The 16,380-nt window shown below is 69.6% G+C and carries 14 protein-coding genes; 13 read left to right on the top strand and 1 reads right to left on the bottom strand.

The window, feature by feature from the left end; genetic code table 11:
- Positions 1 to 887 precede the first annotated feature (887 nt).
- The 13 genes from OXS27_RS26390 to OXS27_RS26330 all read left to right on the top strand — a co-directional run bounded on the left by OXS27_RS26390 (position 888) and on the right by OXS27_RS26330 (position 15,523).
- Complete coding sequence (locus tag OXS27_RS26390) at positions 888 to 2,000, top strand: NAD-dependent epimerase/dehydratase family protein (protein WP_243923802.1); 1,113 nt, start codon at positions 888 to 890, stop codon at positions 1,998 to 2,000.
- On the top strand, positions 1,997 to 3,058 hold the full coding sequence (locus OXS27_RS26385; RefSeq protein ID WP_267360016.1) for an SDR family NAD(P)-dependent oxidoreductase: 1,062 nt from the start codon (positions 1,997 to 1,999) through the stop codon (positions 3,056 to 3,058). The genes OXS27_RS26390 and OXS27_RS26385 overlap by 4 nt, the downstream gene beginning before the upstream one ends.
- Positions 3,055 to 4,362 carry a TIGR04295 family B12-binding domain-containing radical SAM protein gene (locus OXS27_RS26380; RefSeq protein ID WP_243923810.1) on the top strand — a complete coding sequence of 436 codons (1,308 nt, stop codon included), beginning with the start codon at positions 3,055 to 3,057 and terminating at the stop codon, positions 4,360 to 4,362. Before OXS27_RS26385 ends, OXS27_RS26380 begins: the two co-directional genes overlap by 4 nt.
- Positions 4,347 to 5,480, top strand: a complete 1,134-nt coding sequence (locus OXS27_RS26375) for a glycosyltransferase family 4 protein (RefSeq protein ID WP_267360014.1) — start codon at positions 4,347 to 4,349, stop codon at positions 5,478 to 5,480. Before OXS27_RS26380 ends, OXS27_RS26375 begins: the two co-directional genes overlap by 16 nt.
- Positions 5,477 to 6,802: a glycosyltransferase gene (locus OXS27_RS26370; RefSeq protein WP_267360012.1), complete on the top strand. Its 1,326-nt coding sequence runs from the start codon at positions 5,477 to 5,479 to the stop codon at positions 6,800 to 6,802. Before OXS27_RS26375 ends, OXS27_RS26370 begins: the two co-directional genes overlap by 4 nt.
- Positions 6,799 to 7,902 carry a glycosyltransferase gene (locus OXS27_RS26365; protein ID WP_267360010.1) on the top strand — a complete coding sequence of 368 codons (1,104 nt, stop codon included), beginning with the start codon at positions 6,799 to 6,801 and terminating at the stop codon, positions 7,900 to 7,902. Before OXS27_RS26370 ends, OXS27_RS26365 begins: the two co-directional genes overlap by 4 nt.
- A complete protein-coding gene (locus OXS27_RS26360) occupies positions 7,899 to 9,008 on the top strand; it encodes a glycosyltransferase (protein ID WP_267360008.1) in 1,110 nt (369 codons plus the stop codon). The genes OXS27_RS26365 and OXS27_RS26360 overlap by 4 nt, the downstream gene beginning before the upstream one ends.
- A 15-nt stretch (positions 9,009 to 9,023) precedes the next feature.
- Positions 9,024 to 10,031, top strand: coding sequence for a UDP-glucuronic acid decarboxylase family protein (locus OXS27_RS26355; RefSeq protein ID WP_267360006.1), 1,008 nt, complete (start codon positions 9,024 to 9,026; stop codon positions 10,029 to 10,031).
- A gap of 27 nt (positions 10,032 to 10,058) precedes the next feature.
- Positions 10,059 to 11,141, top strand: coding sequence for an inositol-3-phosphate synthase (locus tag OXS27_RS26350; RefSeq protein WP_267360004.1), 1,083 nt, complete (start codon positions 10,059 to 10,061; stop codon positions 11,139 to 11,141).
- A gap of 262 nt (positions 11,142 to 11,403) precedes the next feature.
- Positions 11,404 to 11,994 carry a histidine phosphatase family protein gene (locus tag OXS27_RS26345; RefSeq protein ID WP_243923822.1) on the top strand — a complete coding sequence of 197 codons (591 nt, stop codon included), beginning with the start codon at positions 11,404 to 11,406 and terminating at the stop codon, positions 11,992 to 11,994.
- The gene (locus OXS27_RS26340; RefSeq protein WP_243923824.1) at positions 11,991 to 12,779 is read left to right on the top strand and encodes a TIGR04290 family methyltransferase; all 789 of its coding nucleotides are present in this window, start codon (positions 11,991 to 11,993) and stop codon (positions 12,777 to 12,779) included. Before OXS27_RS26345 ends, OXS27_RS26340 begins: the two co-directional genes overlap by 4 nt.
- Positions 12,776 to 13,702 (top strand): beta-xylosidase, encoded by a 927-nt coding sequence (locus OXS27_RS26335; protein WP_267360001.1) that lies wholly within the window; start codon positions 12,776 to 12,778, stop codon positions 13,700 to 13,702. The genes OXS27_RS26340 and OXS27_RS26335 overlap by 4 nt, the downstream gene beginning before the upstream one ends.
- 78 nt (positions 13,703 to 13,780) lie before the next feature.
- Complete coding sequence (locus OXS27_RS26330; protein WP_267359999.1) at positions 13,781 to 15,523, top strand: hypothetical protein; 1,743 nt, start codon at positions 13,781 to 13,783, stop codon at positions 15,521 to 15,523.
- Here OXS27_RS26330 and OXS27_RS26325 read toward each other — a convergent pair.
- On the bottom strand, positions 15,513 to 16,352 hold the full coding sequence (locus OXS27_RS26325; RefSeq protein WP_267359997.1) for a glycosyltransferase family A protein: 840 nt from the start codon (positions 16,350 to 16,352) through the stop codon (positions 15,513 to 15,515). The genes OXS27_RS26330 and OXS27_RS26325 overlap by 11 nt on opposite strands.
- Positions 16,353 to 16,380: the final 28 nt, after the last annotated feature.

Here is a 16,380-nt window from a genome sequence, read left to right as displayed (position 1 = left end):
CTTAGAGGTGGTTGAACGGCCGATGTCAGGACAGTGCTTCCGGGCGGGCGACACCCTAGTAGGCGTCCAGGACCGGTTACCGGGTCGCGGCGCTTGCCGCGTCCAAAGGGCCACCGAGCCGGGGGGTTCGAGTCCGGTCGTTCGATCAGCCGGCGATCGCGCCCGGTGGCGAGACGGCTGGGGGCGGATGAGGCCGTTCCGAACGCAGAACCAGGCCAGGTGCGATGTTGAGATCCAGAAGCCTGGCTCTGTTTCTCCAGAGCGTCACAGTCAGCTCGGCACTGGCCCAAGCTGTCAACCCGACTTTGGGGACTGGCTTTCGCAAACCAACGCGCTCCTCAGCACCCCCGTCTGACTAATTCTGGGCGTCGTGGTCGCGTTCGCTGTTCTTCACGCTCTCCGCACCCGCCGGCGGTAAGGCAAATATCGGAAACGTAACGGTTCGTCTGACTTCGAAAAACGTGAAACTATTGTGTGTCTTTGATTATGCGTATTACAGTCCGGGTGAAATCTGTCGTGTCAAAAGCCGCTTACGCGCTTCGGCCATGCGCATGAACGCATGAAGCTGCTTCGCCCGCATGACCTTGACCCAGCAAACTGATCCAGACCAAGCGCGGACCAATTGGTTCGGTTAGGGTCAAAGTCATAGCGCACCGGAGAGAAGCCGGTCGTGCGCCGACAGGAGGCTGATGCCTCCATCTAAGTGGGGCGGATCGCGCATCAGTGATTTGCGCTCCGTGAAGCGAAATACCCTATGTTTCTCGTGGACTTAGAGTTAGAGCGCCGAATTTCGTCGTTCAAATCCTGAATTTAACCTGAGTTGTTTCATCCGGACCGAATTCCCGATCTACATAGCTCCAGGTCCATGCAGGGGAATATCGCACCTCGTGCCGGAATCTGTGCTCATTACCGGTGGTGCCGGTTTTATAGGCCGCCATCTCTCCGTCGAATTGCTGCGCCGCGGCTACCGGGTGCGGGTGCTCGATAGCCTGATCGAGCAGGTCCACGGCGACAAAGGCGTCGCCGGGATCCTGCCCCCCGACGTCGAAATCCAGGCCGGCGACGTCCGCGACGGCGCGGCGGTCGCGAGGGCCCTGCGCGGCATCGACCGGGTCGTGCACCTCGCCGCCGAGGTCGGCGTTGGCCAGAGCATGTACGCGGTCGAGCGCTACGTCTCGGTCAACGATTGTGGCACGGCCGTGCTGTTCCAGCAGCTGATCGAGGCCCCGGTGAAGCGGGTGGTGGTGGCGTCCTCGATGAGCGTCTACGGCGAGGGGCTCTACCGCACCGTCGATGGCGGCACCGCCGAGGAGGTGATGCGCCGCCCCCGGCGGCCCGGGGAGCCCTGGGACCCCCTCGACGCGCAGGGTCAGCCCATGCGCCCGATCCCGACCCCGGAGACGAAGCGACTGGCGCTGGCCTCCGTCTACGCGCTGACCAAGTACACGCAGGAGCGCCTGACGCTGACGCTGGCCCCTGCCTACGGGATGGAGGGCGTCGCGCTCCGCCTGTGGAACGCCTACGGGCCGGGCCAGGCACTCTCGAACCCCTACACCGGCGTGCTGGCGATCTTCGCGGCGCGCCTCCACAACGGCCAGCCACCGATGATCTTTGAGGACGGCGAGCAGCGGCGCGACTTCGTCCACGTCGAGGACGTCGCGCAGGCCTTCGCTCTGGCCCTGGAGCATCCAGCCGCCGTCGGTCAGGTCTACAATGTCGGCAGCGGGGAGGATCGTACGGTCAGCGAGGTCGCCCGGCTGCTTGCCCGCGCCATGGGCCGCGAGGCGATCGAGCCGGAGGTGACCGGCCAAGCGCGGCTCGGCGACATTCGGCACTGCATCGCCGATCTCGGGAAGATCCGACGGGAACTTGGCTACGCGCCGCGCCGGAATTTCGCCGAGGGGCTCGCCGAGCTCGCCGCCTGGGTGGCCGAGCAGCAGGCCATCGACCGCGTAGCGGAAGCGCGGCGCGAACTCGAAGCGCGCGGGCTCGTCGCGTGAGCGGGCGGCCGATCCTCGTCACGGGCGGTGCAGGGTTCATCGGCGCCAACCTGTCCGACAGCCTCGCGGCCGACGGCCACTCGGTGATCGTCTACGATGCCCTGTCGCGCCCCGGCGTCGCCGCCAATCTCGCGTGGCTGCACCAGCGCCACGGCAGCCGGATTACCCCGGTCGTCGCCGATATCCGCGATGCCGAAGAACTCGCTCGCGCGGTGGCGGAAGCGGGCGCGGTGTTCCATTTCGCCGCCCAGGTCGCGGTGACGACGAGCCTCGTGGCGCCCCGAGCCGACATGGAGATCAACCTCCTCGGCACCGTGAACCTGCTGGAGGCCCTGCGCGCCCTGCCCCGGCCTGTGCCTCTGCTCTACGCGTCGACCAACAAGGTCTATGGCGACCTGCCCGACATCGCCCTGGAGGCGATCGGCGACGCCTACCTGCCCGCCGATCCGGAGCTCCGTCAGCGCGGCATCGGAGAGGCGCGGCCCCTCGACTTCCACACGCCCTACGGCTGCTCCAAGGGCGCGGCCGACCAGTACGTGCTCGACTACGCCCGCAGCTTCGGCCTCCCGGCGGCGGTGATGCGGATGAGCTGTATCTACGGCCCCCGCCAGATGGGCACCGAGGATCAGGGCTGGGTCGCCCATTTCCTGATCCGCGCGCTCGCGGGCGAGCCCGTCACGCTCTACGGCGACGGCCGGCAGGTGCGCGACATTCTGCACGTGCGCGACGTCGTGGCGGTGTACCGGGCGGCACTCGCCCGCATCGACGCGGCGGCCGGCCGCGCCTTCAACATCGGCGGCGGGCCCGGCAACGCGGTGAGCCTGCTGCAGCTCCTCGACCATGTCGGCGCCTTGCTGGGGCGTCCGGTGGCGCGCAGCGTTGAGGCCTGGCGGCCGGGGGACCAGCGCTACTACGTCTCCGACACGCGCCGGGCCGTCGAAACCTTCGGCCTCGTGCCCTTCCTGGACTGGCGCGACGGCGTCGCCGACCTTGCCGCCTGGCTCGCCACCGCGCGGACGCAGATGGACGCCGCGCCGATTGCCGGAGCGGCGGCATGAGGGTCGCGCTCGTCAACCCGCCCTGGGACTACCGCAACAGCATCTATTTCGGCTGCCGCGCGCCGCACCTGCCGCTCGAACTCGGCTACTCCGCCGCGCTGCTGGCCGCCGCGGGCCACGAGACCCTGCTGGTCGACGCCCATCTCGAAGGCCTCACCGCCGAGGTGGCCGCCGACCGCGTGGCCACCTTCGCGCCGGCCATGACGGTGGTGGCGACGGCGCCGACTTACCTGTTCTGGCGCTGCGCCCCGCCGGAGCTGCGCAGCCCCCGCGCCGTCCTCGACGCCCTGGCGGGCCGGGGCGGAGCGACCGTAGCGGTCGGCCCCCACGGATCCGCGACGCCGCGGCCTGTCCTGGAAAAACTCGGCTGCGATATCGTCGTGCGCGGCGAGTGCGAGGAGGTCGTGGCCCGCCTCGCCGGCCTCGGCGATCTGCGCCCGGAAACCCTGCGGGCCGTGCCCGGCCTTGCTGTCCGCGACGGCGAGGCGGTCGCGGTGACCGGGCCGCCCCAGGCCGGCCGCTTCACCGACCTGCCGGCGCTGCGCTGGCCGGATCACTGGATCGCCCGGCACCAGCACCATCACCACCGGTTCGACGCCGCGCCGGACGGCCCGGGCGCTGAGGTCGAGGCCTCGCGCGGCTGCCCCTACACCTGCTCGTTCTGCGCCAAGATCGATTTTCGCGATGCCTATCGGCGGCGGGACCAGAACCTCGTCCTCGACGAGATCGACGGGCTGATCGCGCAGGGCGTCACATACGTCTACTTCGTCGACGAGATCTTCCTGCCGCAGAAGCCGCTTCTGGAGGCGCTGGCCACCCGGGATCTGCGCTTCGGGATCCAGACCCGGATCGATCTGTGGAAGCCGGACCTGCTCGACCTCCTCGGGGCGGCGGGCTGCGTCTCGATCGAGGCCGGGATCGAGAGCCTGACGGAGGAAGGCCGCGCCGCCCTCGACAAGCGCTGCCGCGCCTCGACCGACGACCTCGCCGAGCGCCTGATCCACGCCCGCCGCTCGGTGCCCTTCGTGCAGGCGAACCTGATCGCGGTCGCGGGTGACGACCCCGATCTCGTCGCCGCGTGGCGCGACCGCCTGCGCGGCCAGGGCGTCTGGGCGAATGACCCCGTGCCGCTCTATCCCTATCCGAGTTCCCCCGATTACCGGCGTCTCTGGGGTGAGCCCGACGACCGGGCCTGGGAGCGGGCGCATGCCCACTACCTCGGCCAGTTCACGCAGTTCAGCGAGATCCAGGACGAGCGTCCCCTGCCGCTGCCCGAGCTGGAGGCCGCATGCGGGTGCCGCTGAACCCGTCCCGGAACTCGGCGCCGCATGTCCTGATGAGCGCGGATGCGGTCGGCGGCGTCTGGCCCTACAGCCTCGACCTCGCCGCTGGCCTCGTGCGGCGGGGCTTGGCCGTGACCGTGGCGATCCTGGGACCCGGGCCCTCCGAGACGCGGATCAGGGCGGCCGAGGCGGCGACCGGCGCGCGCATCATCGCCACCGGCCTACCCCTCGACTGGACCGCCGAGACGCCTGAGGCCGTGCTGGATGCCGCCCGGGTGCTCGCCGCGCTGGCGGGCGCCATCGGGGCGGACCTCGTGCACCTGCACAGCCCCGCCCTGGCGCTCGCCGACTTCCCCGTGCCGGTGGCGGCCGTCTGCCATTCCTGCGTGGCGACGTGGTGGGATGCCGTCGAGAACGGCCCCCTGCCCCCCGATCTCGCGTGGCGTCACGATCTCACCATGCGGGGCTGCCGCGCCGCCGACGCCCTGCTGGCACCCACCCGTGCGCACGCACTGGCCACCGCCCGGGTCTGCGGACTCGCGCAGCCGCCTTTTGTGGTCCGCAACGGGCGCGGCCTCGCTGGCCTGCCGCCCCGCGCCGCCGTGTCCCACGCCTTCACGGCAGGGCGCCTCTGGGACCGGGCCAAGAACGCCGCCGCCCTGGATCGCCTCGCCGGCCGCCTGTCGGTGCCGCTTCGCGCCGCCGGCTCCATCGAGGGGCCGAATGGCGCCCGGGTCGAGACCCGCCACCTGCAAATGCTCGGGCGGCTCGACGATTCCGGCATCGCCGACGAACTCGCCGGCCGGCCGGTCTTCGTCTCGCTCGCCCGCTACGAGCCGTTCGGCCTCGCCGTGCTGGAGGCCGCCGCCGCTGGCTGCGCCCTGGTGCTTTCCGACATCCCGAGTTTTCGTGAACTCTGGGACGGGGCCGCCGCCTTCGTGGACGCGGAGGACGAGGCCGAAGCGGCCGAGGCCGTGCAGGGTCTTCTGAACGATCCCACCCGGCGCGAAACGGCCGGCAAGGCTGCCTCGGACCGCGCAGCCCGATACGGCGTCGACGCGATGACCGAGGGCGTGCTCCACATTCTGCGTGGCCTCCTCGCCGCGGCACCGGCCCGGCTCGGCGGAGCCGCCGCATGAGGATCGCCTACTTCACTCACTCGCTCGCCTCGTGCTGGAACCACGGCAACGCGCATTTCCTGCGCGGCGTCCTGCGGGAGCTGATGGCCAGCGGCCACGCCGTCGTGGCCTACGAGCCGGATGGGGCCTGGAGCCTCGAAAACCTCTTGCGCGACCACGGTGAGGCCGGGCTCGACGCCTACCGGGCGGCCTATCCGGACCTCGCCTCCACGCGCTACGCGGCGGTCGACGCGGTGGTCGAGCGCGTGTCCGACTGCGACCTCGTTCTGGTCCACGAATGGAGCGATCCGACCCTGGTGGCGGCCCTTGGCCGGGCGCGGCGCTGCGGGGCGCGCTACACGCTCCTGTTCCACGACACGCACCACCGGGCGGTGAGCGCCTCGGAGGAGATGGCCCGGTTCGACCTCTCCGGCTACGACGGCGTGCTGGCTTTTGGCGAGACCCTGGCGGCCGTCTACCGGGCGCAAGGGTGGGGCCGCCGCGTCTTCGTCTGGCACGAGGCGGCAGATACGCGGCTGTTCCAGCCGCCGAATGAAGAGCTGCGTGATTTCGACGACTTCGGATCTAGCGCGGGTCCCCTCTCCCGTGCGGGAGAGGGACAGGGTGAGGGACGAGAAGGCGCAGAATTTGGCGCGCCGTCGATGCGCCAACAGGGCGCGCGTCTTCCGGAGAGTTCTCGTCCCTCACCCCAACCCTCTCCCGCACGGGAGAGGGGGCGCGTCGCGTCCGCTACAGCGGTTCGGGAACCTGGTAGCCCCCGCACCGGCCTGATCTGGATCGGCAACTGGGGCGACGACGAGCGCAGCGCGGAACTTGAAACCTACCTGTTCCGCCCCGCCGCCGAGGTTGGCCTGCCCCTGGACGTCTACGGCGTACGCTATCCCGCGGCGGCGCTCGCGACGCTGAAGCGCTATGGCGCTGGCTATCACGGCTGGGCGGCGAACGCCGCCGCGCCGGGCCTGTTCGCCCGCCATCTGGCGACGGTCCACGTGCCCCGGCGCTTCTACGTCGAGCGCCTGCCCGGCATCCCGACGATCCGGGTATTCGAGGCGCTGGCCTGCGGCATCCCCCTGGTGTGCGCGCCCTGGGATGATGCGGAAGGGCTGTTCCATCCGGGCCGGGATTACCTTGTGGCCCGCACCGGCGCCGAGATGGAGGGCCATCTGCGCGCCATCCAGGCCGATTTCGATCTGCGCCATGCCCTCGCGGAATCCGGCCTTGCCACCATCCGGGCGCGCCACACCTGCGCGCACCGGGCTGAGGAGCTTCTGACCATCGCCAAGAGCCTGCGGGCGCCCGCCACTCTGGAGGCCACCGCATGAGAATCGCCTTCTACGGTTCCTCCCTGCTGTCCTCCTACTGGAACGGCGCCGCCACCTATTACCGGGGCATGCTCGCCGCTCTGGCGCAGCACGGCCACACGATCACGTTCTACGAGCCCGACGCCTTCGACCGGCAGCAACACCGGGACATCGAGCCCCCGCCATACGCGGCTGTGACGGTCTATCCGGCGACCATCGAGGCCGCCCGCGCGGTCATCGCCGAGGCGGCGCAGGCCGACGTGGTGGTGAAGGCGAGCGGCGTCGGCGTGTTCGACGACGAATTGCTCCACGGCATCATCGCGGCGTCCCGCCCGGAGGCTTTGCGGATCTTCTGGGACGTGGACGCCCCGGCGACGCTCGCCGAGATGCGCGCCGACCCCGACCACGCGCTCCGCCGGGCCCTGCCCGATCTCGACCTCGTGCTCACCTACGGCGGCGGCCCGCCGGTGGTCTCGGCCTACGAGGGCTTCGGCGCCCGCGCCTGCATCCCGATCTACAACGCGCTGGACCCGGACACCCATTTCCCGGTCCCGCCGGAGCCGCGCTTTGCCGCCGATCTCGCCTTCCTGGGCAACCGCCTGCCGGATCGCGAGGCGCGGGTCGAAAAGTTCTTCCTGGCGGCGGCGGCGCGCCTGCCGGAGCGGCGCTTCCTGATCGGCGGCAATGGCTGGGAGAGCCGCGGCCTGCCGCTCAACGTTCGGCATCTCGGCCACGTCTACACGCGCGAGCACAACGCCTTCAATACGACGCCGCTCGCCGTCCTGAACATTGCCCGCGACAGCATGGCGGCGGTGGGATTCTCCCCCGCCACCCGGGTGTTCGAGGCGGCCGGCGCCGGGGCCTGCCTGATCACCGACGCCTGGGAGGGCCTGGGCCTGTTCCTCGACGAGGGTACCGAGGTGCTGGTCGCCCGCGACGGGCGCGATGTCGCCGATCACGTCGCATCCCTCACCCCGGAGCGCGCCCGTTCCATCGGCGAGGCTGCCCGAAGCCGCATCGTGGCCAAGCACACCTATGCGCGCCGCGCGGTGGAGGTCGACGCGATCCTGCGGGCGGAGGCGGCCCGCAAGGCGGACGCGAACCAGCGGAGCGTCGCGTGAGTGCCGCGCCGCTCCGCCTCGTCGTCCTGGGGCTCAGCCTGTCCTCCTCCTGGGGGAACGGCCACGCGACGACCTACCGGGCACTGCTGAAGGCCTTCGCGGCCCGCGGCCACGACGTGCTGTTCCTGGAGCGCGACGTGTCTTGGTACGCCCAGCACCGCGACTTGCCCGATCCGGACTTCTGCGACCTCGCCCTCTACGCCGATCTCGACGGGCTCGAACACCACCGCGCCGCGATCGCGGCGGCGGACGCCGTCATCGTTGGCTCCTACGTGCCCGAGGGCATCGCGGTTGGCGCGCGCGTGCGCGACTGGGCGCGGGGCGTCACCGCCTTCTACGATATCGACACGCCGGTCACCCTGGCGGCCCTGGAGACGGGAAGCTGCGCGTACCTCGCGGGTGAGCAGATCGCCGATTACGACCTCTATCTGTCCTTCACGGGCGGGCCGACCTTGCGGCGCCTGGAGCTGGAGTACGGCGCGCCTGCGGCCAGGGCGCTCTACTGCTCGGTCGACCCGGACGCCTATCCCGCCCTCGACCGCCCGGTGCGCTACGATCTCAGCTATCTCGGGACCTACAGCCCCGACCGGCAGCCCACACTGGAACGCCTGCTGATCGCGCCAGCCCGCCGCGCACCCGACCTCCGCTTCGCGGTGGCCGGGCCGCAATACCCAAACGGCATCGACTGGCCCGCCAACGTTGAGCGGATCGAGCACCTGCCGCCGGATCAGCACCCCGATTTCTACGCGGCGAGCCGCTACACCCTGAACGTCACCCGCGCCGACATGGTCCGGGCCGGCTGGAGCCCGAGCGTGCGTTTGTTCGAGGCGGGCGCCTGCGGCACGCCGGTTCTCTCCGATCGCTGGGACGGGCTCGACACCCTGCTCGTGCCCGAGCGCGAGATCCTGCTTCCGGAGGGGCCGGAGGACGTGCTCGCCATTTTACGCGGGCCATCCGAGGCGGAGCGGCGGCGCCTGGGCGCTGCCGCGCGCGCGGCAATCCTCGCGCGGCACACGGCGGCCGCCCGCGCCGCGGAACTCGAACATCACCTCGGTCAGGCGCGCGCATCCGCAACCGCGCCCGAACGGGTGCTCATCGGTCGATAGGCAGTCGGGAGAATGATGGTGGGAACTAGGAGCGGTCTCCGAGTCCTCGTCGCCGGCGGTGCCGGCTTCATCGGCTCGCATCTGATCGACGCGCTCATCGGCGACGGGGCCCGCGTGACGTGTGTCGACAGCCTGCTGACCGGCCGGCAGGCGAACCTCGCCCATCTCGCGCGCGAGCCGCGCTTCGATTTCGTGGAAGCGGACGTGACCGAGCCGCTGCCGGCGCTGCCCCGCGTCGACCGGGTGTTCAACCTGGCCTGCGCAGCCTCGCCGCCGCACTATCAGGCCGATCCGGTCCACACGATGATGACCAGCGTAGTGGGAACCGGCCGGCTTCTGGAACTCGCCCGCGACGGGGGCGCGCGCTTCCTCCAGGCCTCGACCAGCGAGGTCTACGGCGACCCGGAGCGGCACCCGCAGGCGGAATCCTACTGGGGCAACGTCAATCCCACCGGACCGCGGGCCTGCTACGACGAGGGTAAGCGCTCCGCCGAGACCCTGACCTTCGATTTCGAACGCCGGTACGGCCTCGATATCCGCGTCGCCCGGATCTTCAACACCTACGGCCCCCGGATGCGCGCCGATGACGGTCGCGTCGTCTCCAACGTCATCTGTCAAGCGCTCGCGGGCGACGACATCACGGTCTACGGCAACGGTGAACAGACCCGCTCGTTCTGCTACGTGAGCGACCTCGTGGACGGCCTCCTCCGGTTGATGGAGGCCGAGACACCCCTCGACGGGCCGGTCAACCTCGGCAACCCCCGGGAGTTGACCGTCGGCGCATTGGTCGACCTCGTGGTGCGGATGACCGGGACGCCGTCGCGGATCGTGCCCCGGCCGCTGCCGGTGGACGATCCCCAGCGGCGCCGGCCCGACATCACCCGCGCCCAGACCCTCCTGGGCTGGTCGCCCAAGGTGCCGCTGGAGGCGGGACTGGAGGCGACGATCGCGTGGTTCTCCCGCGAGATCACCCCGCGCCAGGCGCGGCCGGCTATCGAGGAGCACGCCGTTGTCGCCGGCTGATCCACGCCCCGTACGGCCGAGGCGCTGATGGCCCACTCTCCCATCCGCGTCGGCCTCATCGGGATCGGCAACTGCGCGTCGTCCTTCGTGCAGGGGCTCCACCATTACCGCGACGCCGCCCCCGGGGATGCTGTGCCAGGCCTGATGTCGCCGGATCTCGGCGGCTACGGGGTCGGGGATGTCGTGGTGGTGGCCGCCTTCGACGTGAGCGCCGCCAAGGTCGGGCGCGACCTCGCCGACGCGATCCTGGCGGAGCCCAACAACACACTGCGCTTCGCCGCGGTGCCGGAGACCGGCGTCACGGTCCGGCGCGGTCCGACGCTCGACGGGATCGGCCGCTACCTCGAGGGCGTCGTCGCGGAATCGCCCGAGCCGGTGGCGGACGTGGCGGCGGAATTGCGGCACGCCGGCACGCAGGTTCTGGTCTCCTACCTGCCGGTCGGCTCTCAAGGCGCGACCGAGTTCTACGCCGCCTGCGCGCTCCAGGCCGGCTGCGCCTTCGTGAACTGCATCCCGGTCTTCATCGCGTCGAACCCGGACTGGGCGGAGCGCTTCGCCGCGAAGGGGCTGCCGATCATCGGCGACGACATCAAGAGCCAGGTCGGCGCAACCATCGTGCACCGAGTGCTCGCCAACCTGATGCGCGAGCGCGGGGTGCGGCTCGACCGGACCTACCAGCTCAACTTCGGCGGCAATGCCGACTTCCTGAACATGCTGGAGCGCGAGCGGCTGGAATCCAAAAAACTCTCGAAGACCCGGGCGGTGACGAGCCAGCTCGACGCGCCGCTCGCCCCCGGCGACGTGCATGTCGGCCCAAGCGACCACGTTCCGTGGCTGACCGATCGGAAATGGGCCCATATCCGGCTGGAGGGCACGGCGTTCGGCGGCGCGCCACTCAGCATCGAGTTGAAGCTCGAAGTGTGGGATTCGCCCAACTCGGCCGGGATCGTGATCGACGCGGTGCGCTGCGCCCGCCTCGCCCTGGACCGGGGGATCGGGGGCCCCTTGGAGGGGCCGTCGAGCTACTTCATGAAGTCCCCGCCCCGGCAGTTCACCGACGCGGAGGCACGGGAGCGGACCCTGCGCTTCGTGGCGGGCGGGGGGGTGTGATGGGTGTGTCGCCCGGGCACCGTAGCACCCCCCTCTCCCCGTGTGCGGGGCGAGGCCCGCAGGCACCTTGTCGTGCCTGCGGGAAGCGGAGGCAAAGCCGAAGCGGCGGTGAGGGGGCGATTCCGGACGAGTCTCGTCCTGAACGGCCCCCTCACCTTCAGCTGCCGCCTCGCTTCCGGCCCCGACAAGAGGGCGGGAAGCCCTCTCCCCGCGTGCGGGGCGAGGGGATGCGCACGCGGCCTCCCGCTTGCCGTGTCGCCGCATGAGGCAGGTCTTCCTCGTGCGTCACGGCAGCCATGACCGGCTCGGCAGGATCCTGTGCGGGCGCATGCCTGGCGTCTCCCTGAGCGAGACCGGCCGCGCCGAGGCGGACGCCCTCACCCGCCGCCTCACCGGAACCGGCGCCGGCACCCTGTTGGCGAGCCCGCGGGAGCGCGTGGCAGAGACCGCTGCCCCGATTGCCGCCGCCCTCGGACTCATGGTCGAGACCGAGCCCGACCTCGACGAAATCGCCTTCGGCGGCTGGACCGGCCGGACCTTCGACGCGCTGGCGGACGATCCCCTCTGGACCGCCTGGAACACCGACCGCGCCACGGCCCGACCGCCGGGGGGCGAGAGCATGGCGGAGGCACAGGCGCGCATCCTGCGGGTCCTCGAGCGTTACGTGCACGACGGAGCCCCCGTCATCCTGGTGAGCCACGGCGACGTGATCCGGGCCGCGCTCCTGACGATTCTCGGACTCGGGCTCGACGCCTACGACCGGATCGTCGTCGATCCCGCCTCCTGCAGCGAACTCGCCCTCTGGCCCGGCGGCGGACGGGTCGTTTCGCTCAACGAACGGATCGTCCCATGACGGCCTCCGACATGACGCGGTCCGATCTGCGCCGCCAAGCCGACGCCCTCGGCCCCTGGTTCCACAACATCGACCTCGGTCACGGGATCTGGACCGCCCCGGACCATTTCCTCGGCGATTATCCGCGGGTGAAGTGGCGCCGCTTCGCCGACGCCATTCCTGCCGACCTCACCGGCCGGAGCATCCTCGACATCGGCTGCAACGGCGGCTTCTACGCCCTCGAAATGAAGCGGCGCGGTGCCGCCCGGGTGCTTGGGCTCGATTCCGACGAGCGCTACCTCGCCCAGGCCCGCTTCGCCGCGGCCCACTTCGGATACGACATCGAGTTTCGAAATCTCTCCGTCTATGATCTCGGATCACTGGGCGAGCGCTTCGACATCGTGCTGTTCATGGGGGTGCTCTACCACCTGCGCCACCCGCTGCTCGCCCTCGACCTGATCCGCGAGCACGTGGCCGGCGACCTCTTGGTCTTCCAGTCGATGCTGCGCGGCAGCCGGGCGGTGGAGCCGGTGGCCGAGGATTACGACTTCTGGGACATGGACCAGTTCGAGCGGCCCGGTTACCCGCGGATGCACTTCGTCGAGCGCGCCTACGCGCATGACTGGACCAACTGGTGGATCCCCAACCAGGCCGGCATCGAGGCGATGCTGCGGGCGAGCGGATTCGCGATCGAAGCCCAGCCCGAGGCCGAAGTCTATCTTTGCCGCACCGCGCCGGTGCCCTACGGACCGGGGGCCGTCTATCCGGCACGGTCGATATCCGAACAGTGCGGGGGCACGCGATGATCGACTCGGTGATGCTTTGGAACGAGCCCAACAACAAGTCGCATTGGGACCCAGAGATCGATCCCGACTGGCTGCTCTTCGCCGAAATGGCCAAGGAGGCGGCCCACGCGGTCCGACATGCGAACCCGCACCTGACCCGCGTGCTCGGCGGCATCTCGCCGATCGACCCGGTCTTCATCCGCAAGATGGAAGCCCGCGGGGTCCTCGACGCCGTCGACGCGGTGGCCGTGCACGGCTTCCCCCTCGACTGGAACCTGTGGTCGGTCCACGACTGGCCGGCCAAGCTCGACGAGATCCGCGCGGTCACCGACCTGCCGGTCTGGGTCTCGGAGGTCGGCGTCTCGACCTTCGGAGCCGAAGAGGTCCAGGATTGGGGCCTGCGCCGGACCCTGGAGCTGCTCTCGGGCCGGGCCCCGCGCGTCCACTGGTACAGCCTCTACGACCTGCCGCGGGAATGGGAGGCCACCACCCGCCACAAGGAGGCCGAGGGCTCCTCCTACTACCGCCACTTCCACATGGGCCTGCTGCGCCAGGACGGCAGCCCGAAGATCGCCCTGGAGAGCTTCGCGCGCCACACCCCCGAGATCGGTCTCTGCCAGTGGTTCCACTTCGAGGACCACCGCCTGGAGGAGGCCGTGGCGTGGATGAAGCGGCTCGGCGTCCGTTACCTGCGCACCGGCTTGTCCTGGGCCGACAGCTTCCGCCCCGGGGCGCTGGACTGGTTCGACCGGCAGATGGCGGCGCTGCAGGATTTCGACGTCACCGTCACCTTTTGCTTCACGCCGGAGCACCGGGGGATCTCACCCCACCACACCAGTGCACCGCTGGTCCGCGCCGAGTTCGCAGAGTTCTGCGCCGCCATGGTCCACCGCTACGCCCCCGCCTCCGTCGGAACCGTGCCGCCCGACAGGGTCACCGTGTGAAGGTACGGCAGCAAACGCTCGGCGGTCGGCGTTCCGTCCCGGAGCCCCGCGGGACTCCAAACCCGTTGAGCGGCAGGTATGCTCGTCTACGGTAAGTCTAGCTGGACGGGTGATCCTAACCACAAACTCGATAACATTGCCGTGCTGATGCGGGAGATGTTGGATGAGCCGCCCGGTATCAGTCGTCACAGTACGCTCGTCGCGGCCTTCATCGAAGCCGGGGAGCTGATCCAAGGGATTTTGGACGCGCCGTTCAGCGAACACGGTCACGACGTGGCTTCGAGTACGCAGGATGCAGCGATCAGCTACTTGATGCGGCTGGCGCGAACGGTTTCGGCCTCGTGGCGGACGGGCTTCGAACGAGGACCCGACATCCCTGATTTGACACCCCTCGCCGCGATGAGGCTGCCGGATCGTATCACGACGCGCTGGGCTGAAGGCTTCGCCTTCTATGCGCTCTACCCAGAAAGCTACGCGATCGCGGCTGCGCGCTCCGGCTTGGGGCCGGACACGGATGTGATCGGGATCCGGAGCATCGGCGTTCCGCTCGGAGCGATGGTGGCATCCGCATTGGGATCGGACCGCTTGCTCACTGTGCGTCCCTCCGGTCACCCATTCCGGCGAAGCGTATCGAGCGATCTCACGCGCTTACGAGGCCGTCCCGGTCCCGATCAGAATCGTCTCGCGATAGTCGACGAGGGACCCGGTCTTTCTGGAAGCTCCTTCGGCGCGGTCATCGATCGGTTGCGCGCGTGTGGCGTCGCGGAAGATCGGATCGCCCTGTTCCCGAGCCATCCTGGCGCACCCGGCGCGCAAGCGGAAGAAAGGCATCGGGCGCGGTGGCTCCGCATGCGGCGCCACGTCGTGCCGTTCGAGGATGTCGTTCAAGCCGGCGGCGGGCTCACAAGCTGGGTTGCGGATCTCGTCGGTCCGGTCGAGTCGCCGCCGGTCGAGATATCGGGCGGAGGCTGGCGAGCGCTGCAGGGGCGAGGCACGAATGCATGGCCGCCGGTCAACGCGCAGCAGGAGAAGCGCAAGTTCCTCCTGAGCGCTGGCGGCGGCGCTTGGCTCATCAAGTTCGCCGGCCTCGGGCTGCCCGGCCGCACGAAGCTGGCCCGGGCTCGAGCTCTGAACGCCCATGGGTTCACGCCGCCGGTCGCGGGCTACCGCCACGGTTTCATCGTCGAACGCTGGATGGAAGACGCTCAACCGCTCGATCTCGCCCGCGTCGCGCCGGATGCAGGCGTCGATCAGATCGGACGCTATCTCGGATTCCGGGCGCGCTGCTTCGCGTGCGAGCCGGATCGTGGTGCAAGCCTCGGTGATCTCCTCGCGATGGCGCGCCACAACGTGGGTGAAGCCCTCGGGACCGACTGGGCCGGGAGGCTCGATCGCTGGACCGCCAAGCGCCTCGCAGCGCTCGCCGAACGGTCGCATCCCACCGAGATCGATGGCCGGATGCAGCCTTGGGAATTCCTGCTGCGGCAGGACGGTCGCCTTCTCAAGTGCGATGCCCTTGATCACCATGCAGCCCACGATCTCGTCGGCTGTCAGGACATTGCCTGGGATATCGTCGGTGCCCGCGTGGAGTTGCCCCTCTCCGACGCCGGGCAAGCTCGCCTCATGGACGTGGTGTCCCGCGAAGCGGGTCGTCCTGTTGACCGCGAGCTTCTTGCCTTCCTGACACCCTGCTATCTCGCATTTCAGCTCGGTGCTGCCTCGATGGCGGCCGACGCGGCGCACGATCTCGATGAGCATCGCCGTCTGCGAAGCTCGGTCGAGCGCTACGCTGAGCAGGTGCAGGACGTGCTCAGGTTATGAGGCAGGCGCTTGGATCGGAGGGGAAGAAGGGTGCGGCTGCGGCACGAACGGACGCGGCGCTGAGGCCATAGGGTGCCGCGAGGGTATCATCCAGGACCCGGCCCTGCTCATTGACTGCCGCCGTCAGGGTGCGGCGCCAGGCGAGGTGGGGTCCATGAAGGTCCGAATGGTTCTGGGATGTGTTGATGAGATAGCTCGCTGAAATCGGGAGGTTGGCGAGCCGCAAGCCATGCTCCTGGGCGACTTCGAGCCATTGATGGTGCGAGCGCAAGATGCTGAACGGATCGCGGCGGCCTGGGTCCGCCTCATCGGGACGCAGCAACGCCACGGTGCTCGTGCCGCAGAGCCGATGGAACGCGCCGGGAAAGATGCCCGGATGTGGCAGTGCCGCCATTCGCTGGCTCTGAAAATCCAGGATCGCCCCGGCCTGGATCAAGCCACCGACGTGTTCCGGTCCAATGCAGGCGCATGCTGCAGCCACGGTATAGCGATCGACCCAGTCATCGGCATCGACGAGCATGAACAGGCCCCCACCCTGTGCCAGGACGTAGTCGTTGATGGCGTGCTTCTTCCGACCGCTGTCGTCGTTGTTGGGGCCGGTCTCCTGCACGGGCCAATCGGCTGGCAGGAAGCTCAGGCGTGGGTCGCCGTCCATGTTCGTTCGGGGTCGATCGTGGCCAGCGATGATGACGCGGAACTTTGCATCCGTCTGCGCGCGCACCGACTCGAGCGTAAGATTCAGCAGTGTCTCGACAAGGGTCCAATTGCGAGCGAGCGCCCTCGGAACCAACGCGATCCCGAACGTAAAGGGGGGTAGCTCGCGCATCATGGCTCATCGTAGCATTTTGCGGCGACAC

Origin of the sequence: Methylobacterium sp. GC_Met_3 (assembly GCF_026540775.1) — a bacterium.
Classification (GTDB): Bacteria; Pseudomonadota; Alphaproteobacteria; order Rhizobiales; family Beijerinckiaceae; genus Methylobacterium.
Note: the sequence above shows the minus strand (reverse complement) of the source record. Positions and strands in the feature narration are given on the sequence as shown.

Bases quoted from the DNA above. Each gene is read 5' to 3' on its own strand.
- OXS27_RS26380 (WP_243923810.1), top strand. From the start codon at position 3,055: ATGAGGGTCGCGCTCGTCAACCCGCCCTGGGACTACCGCAACAGCATC.
- OXS27_RS26375 (WP_267360014.1), top strand. From the start codon at position 4,347: ATGCGGGTGCCGCTGAACCCGTCCCGGAACTCGGCGCCGCATGTCCTG.
- OXS27_RS26370 (WP_267360012.1), top strand. From the start codon at position 5,477: ATGAGGATCGCCTACTTCACTCACTCGCTCGCCTCGTGCTGGAACCAC.
- OXS27_RS26365 (WP_267360010.1), top strand. From the start codon at position 6,799: ATGAGAATCGCCTTCTACGGTTCCTCCCTGCTGTCCTCCTACTGGAAC.
- OXS27_RS26355 (WP_267360006.1), top strand. From the start codon at position 9,024: ATGGTGGGAACTAGGAGCGGTCTCCGAGTCCTCGTCGCCGGCGGTGCC.
- OXS27_RS26350 (WP_267360004.1), top strand. From the start codon at position 10,059: ATGGCCCACTCTCCCATCCGCGTCGGCCTCATCGGGATCGGCAACTGC.
- OXS27_RS26345 (WP_243923822.1), top strand. From the start codon at position 11,404: ATGAGGCAGGTCTTCCTCGTGCGTCACGGCAGCCATGACCGGCTCGGC.
- OXS27_RS26340 (WP_243923824.1), top strand. From the start codon at position 11,991: ATGACGGCCTCCGACATGACGCGGTCCGATCTGCGCCGCCAAGCCGAC.
- OXS27_RS26335 (WP_267360001.1), top strand. From the start codon at position 12,776: ATGATCGACTCGGTGATGCTTTGGAACGAGCCCAACAACAAGTCGCAT.
- OXS27_RS26330 (WP_267359999.1), top strand. From the start codon at position 13,781: ATGCTCGTCTACGGTAAGTCTAGCTGGACGGGTGATCCTAACCACAAA.
- OXS27_RS26325 (WP_267359997.1), bottom strand. From the start codon at position 16,352: ATGATGCGCGAGCTACCCCCCTTTACGTTCGGGATCGCGTTGGTTCCG.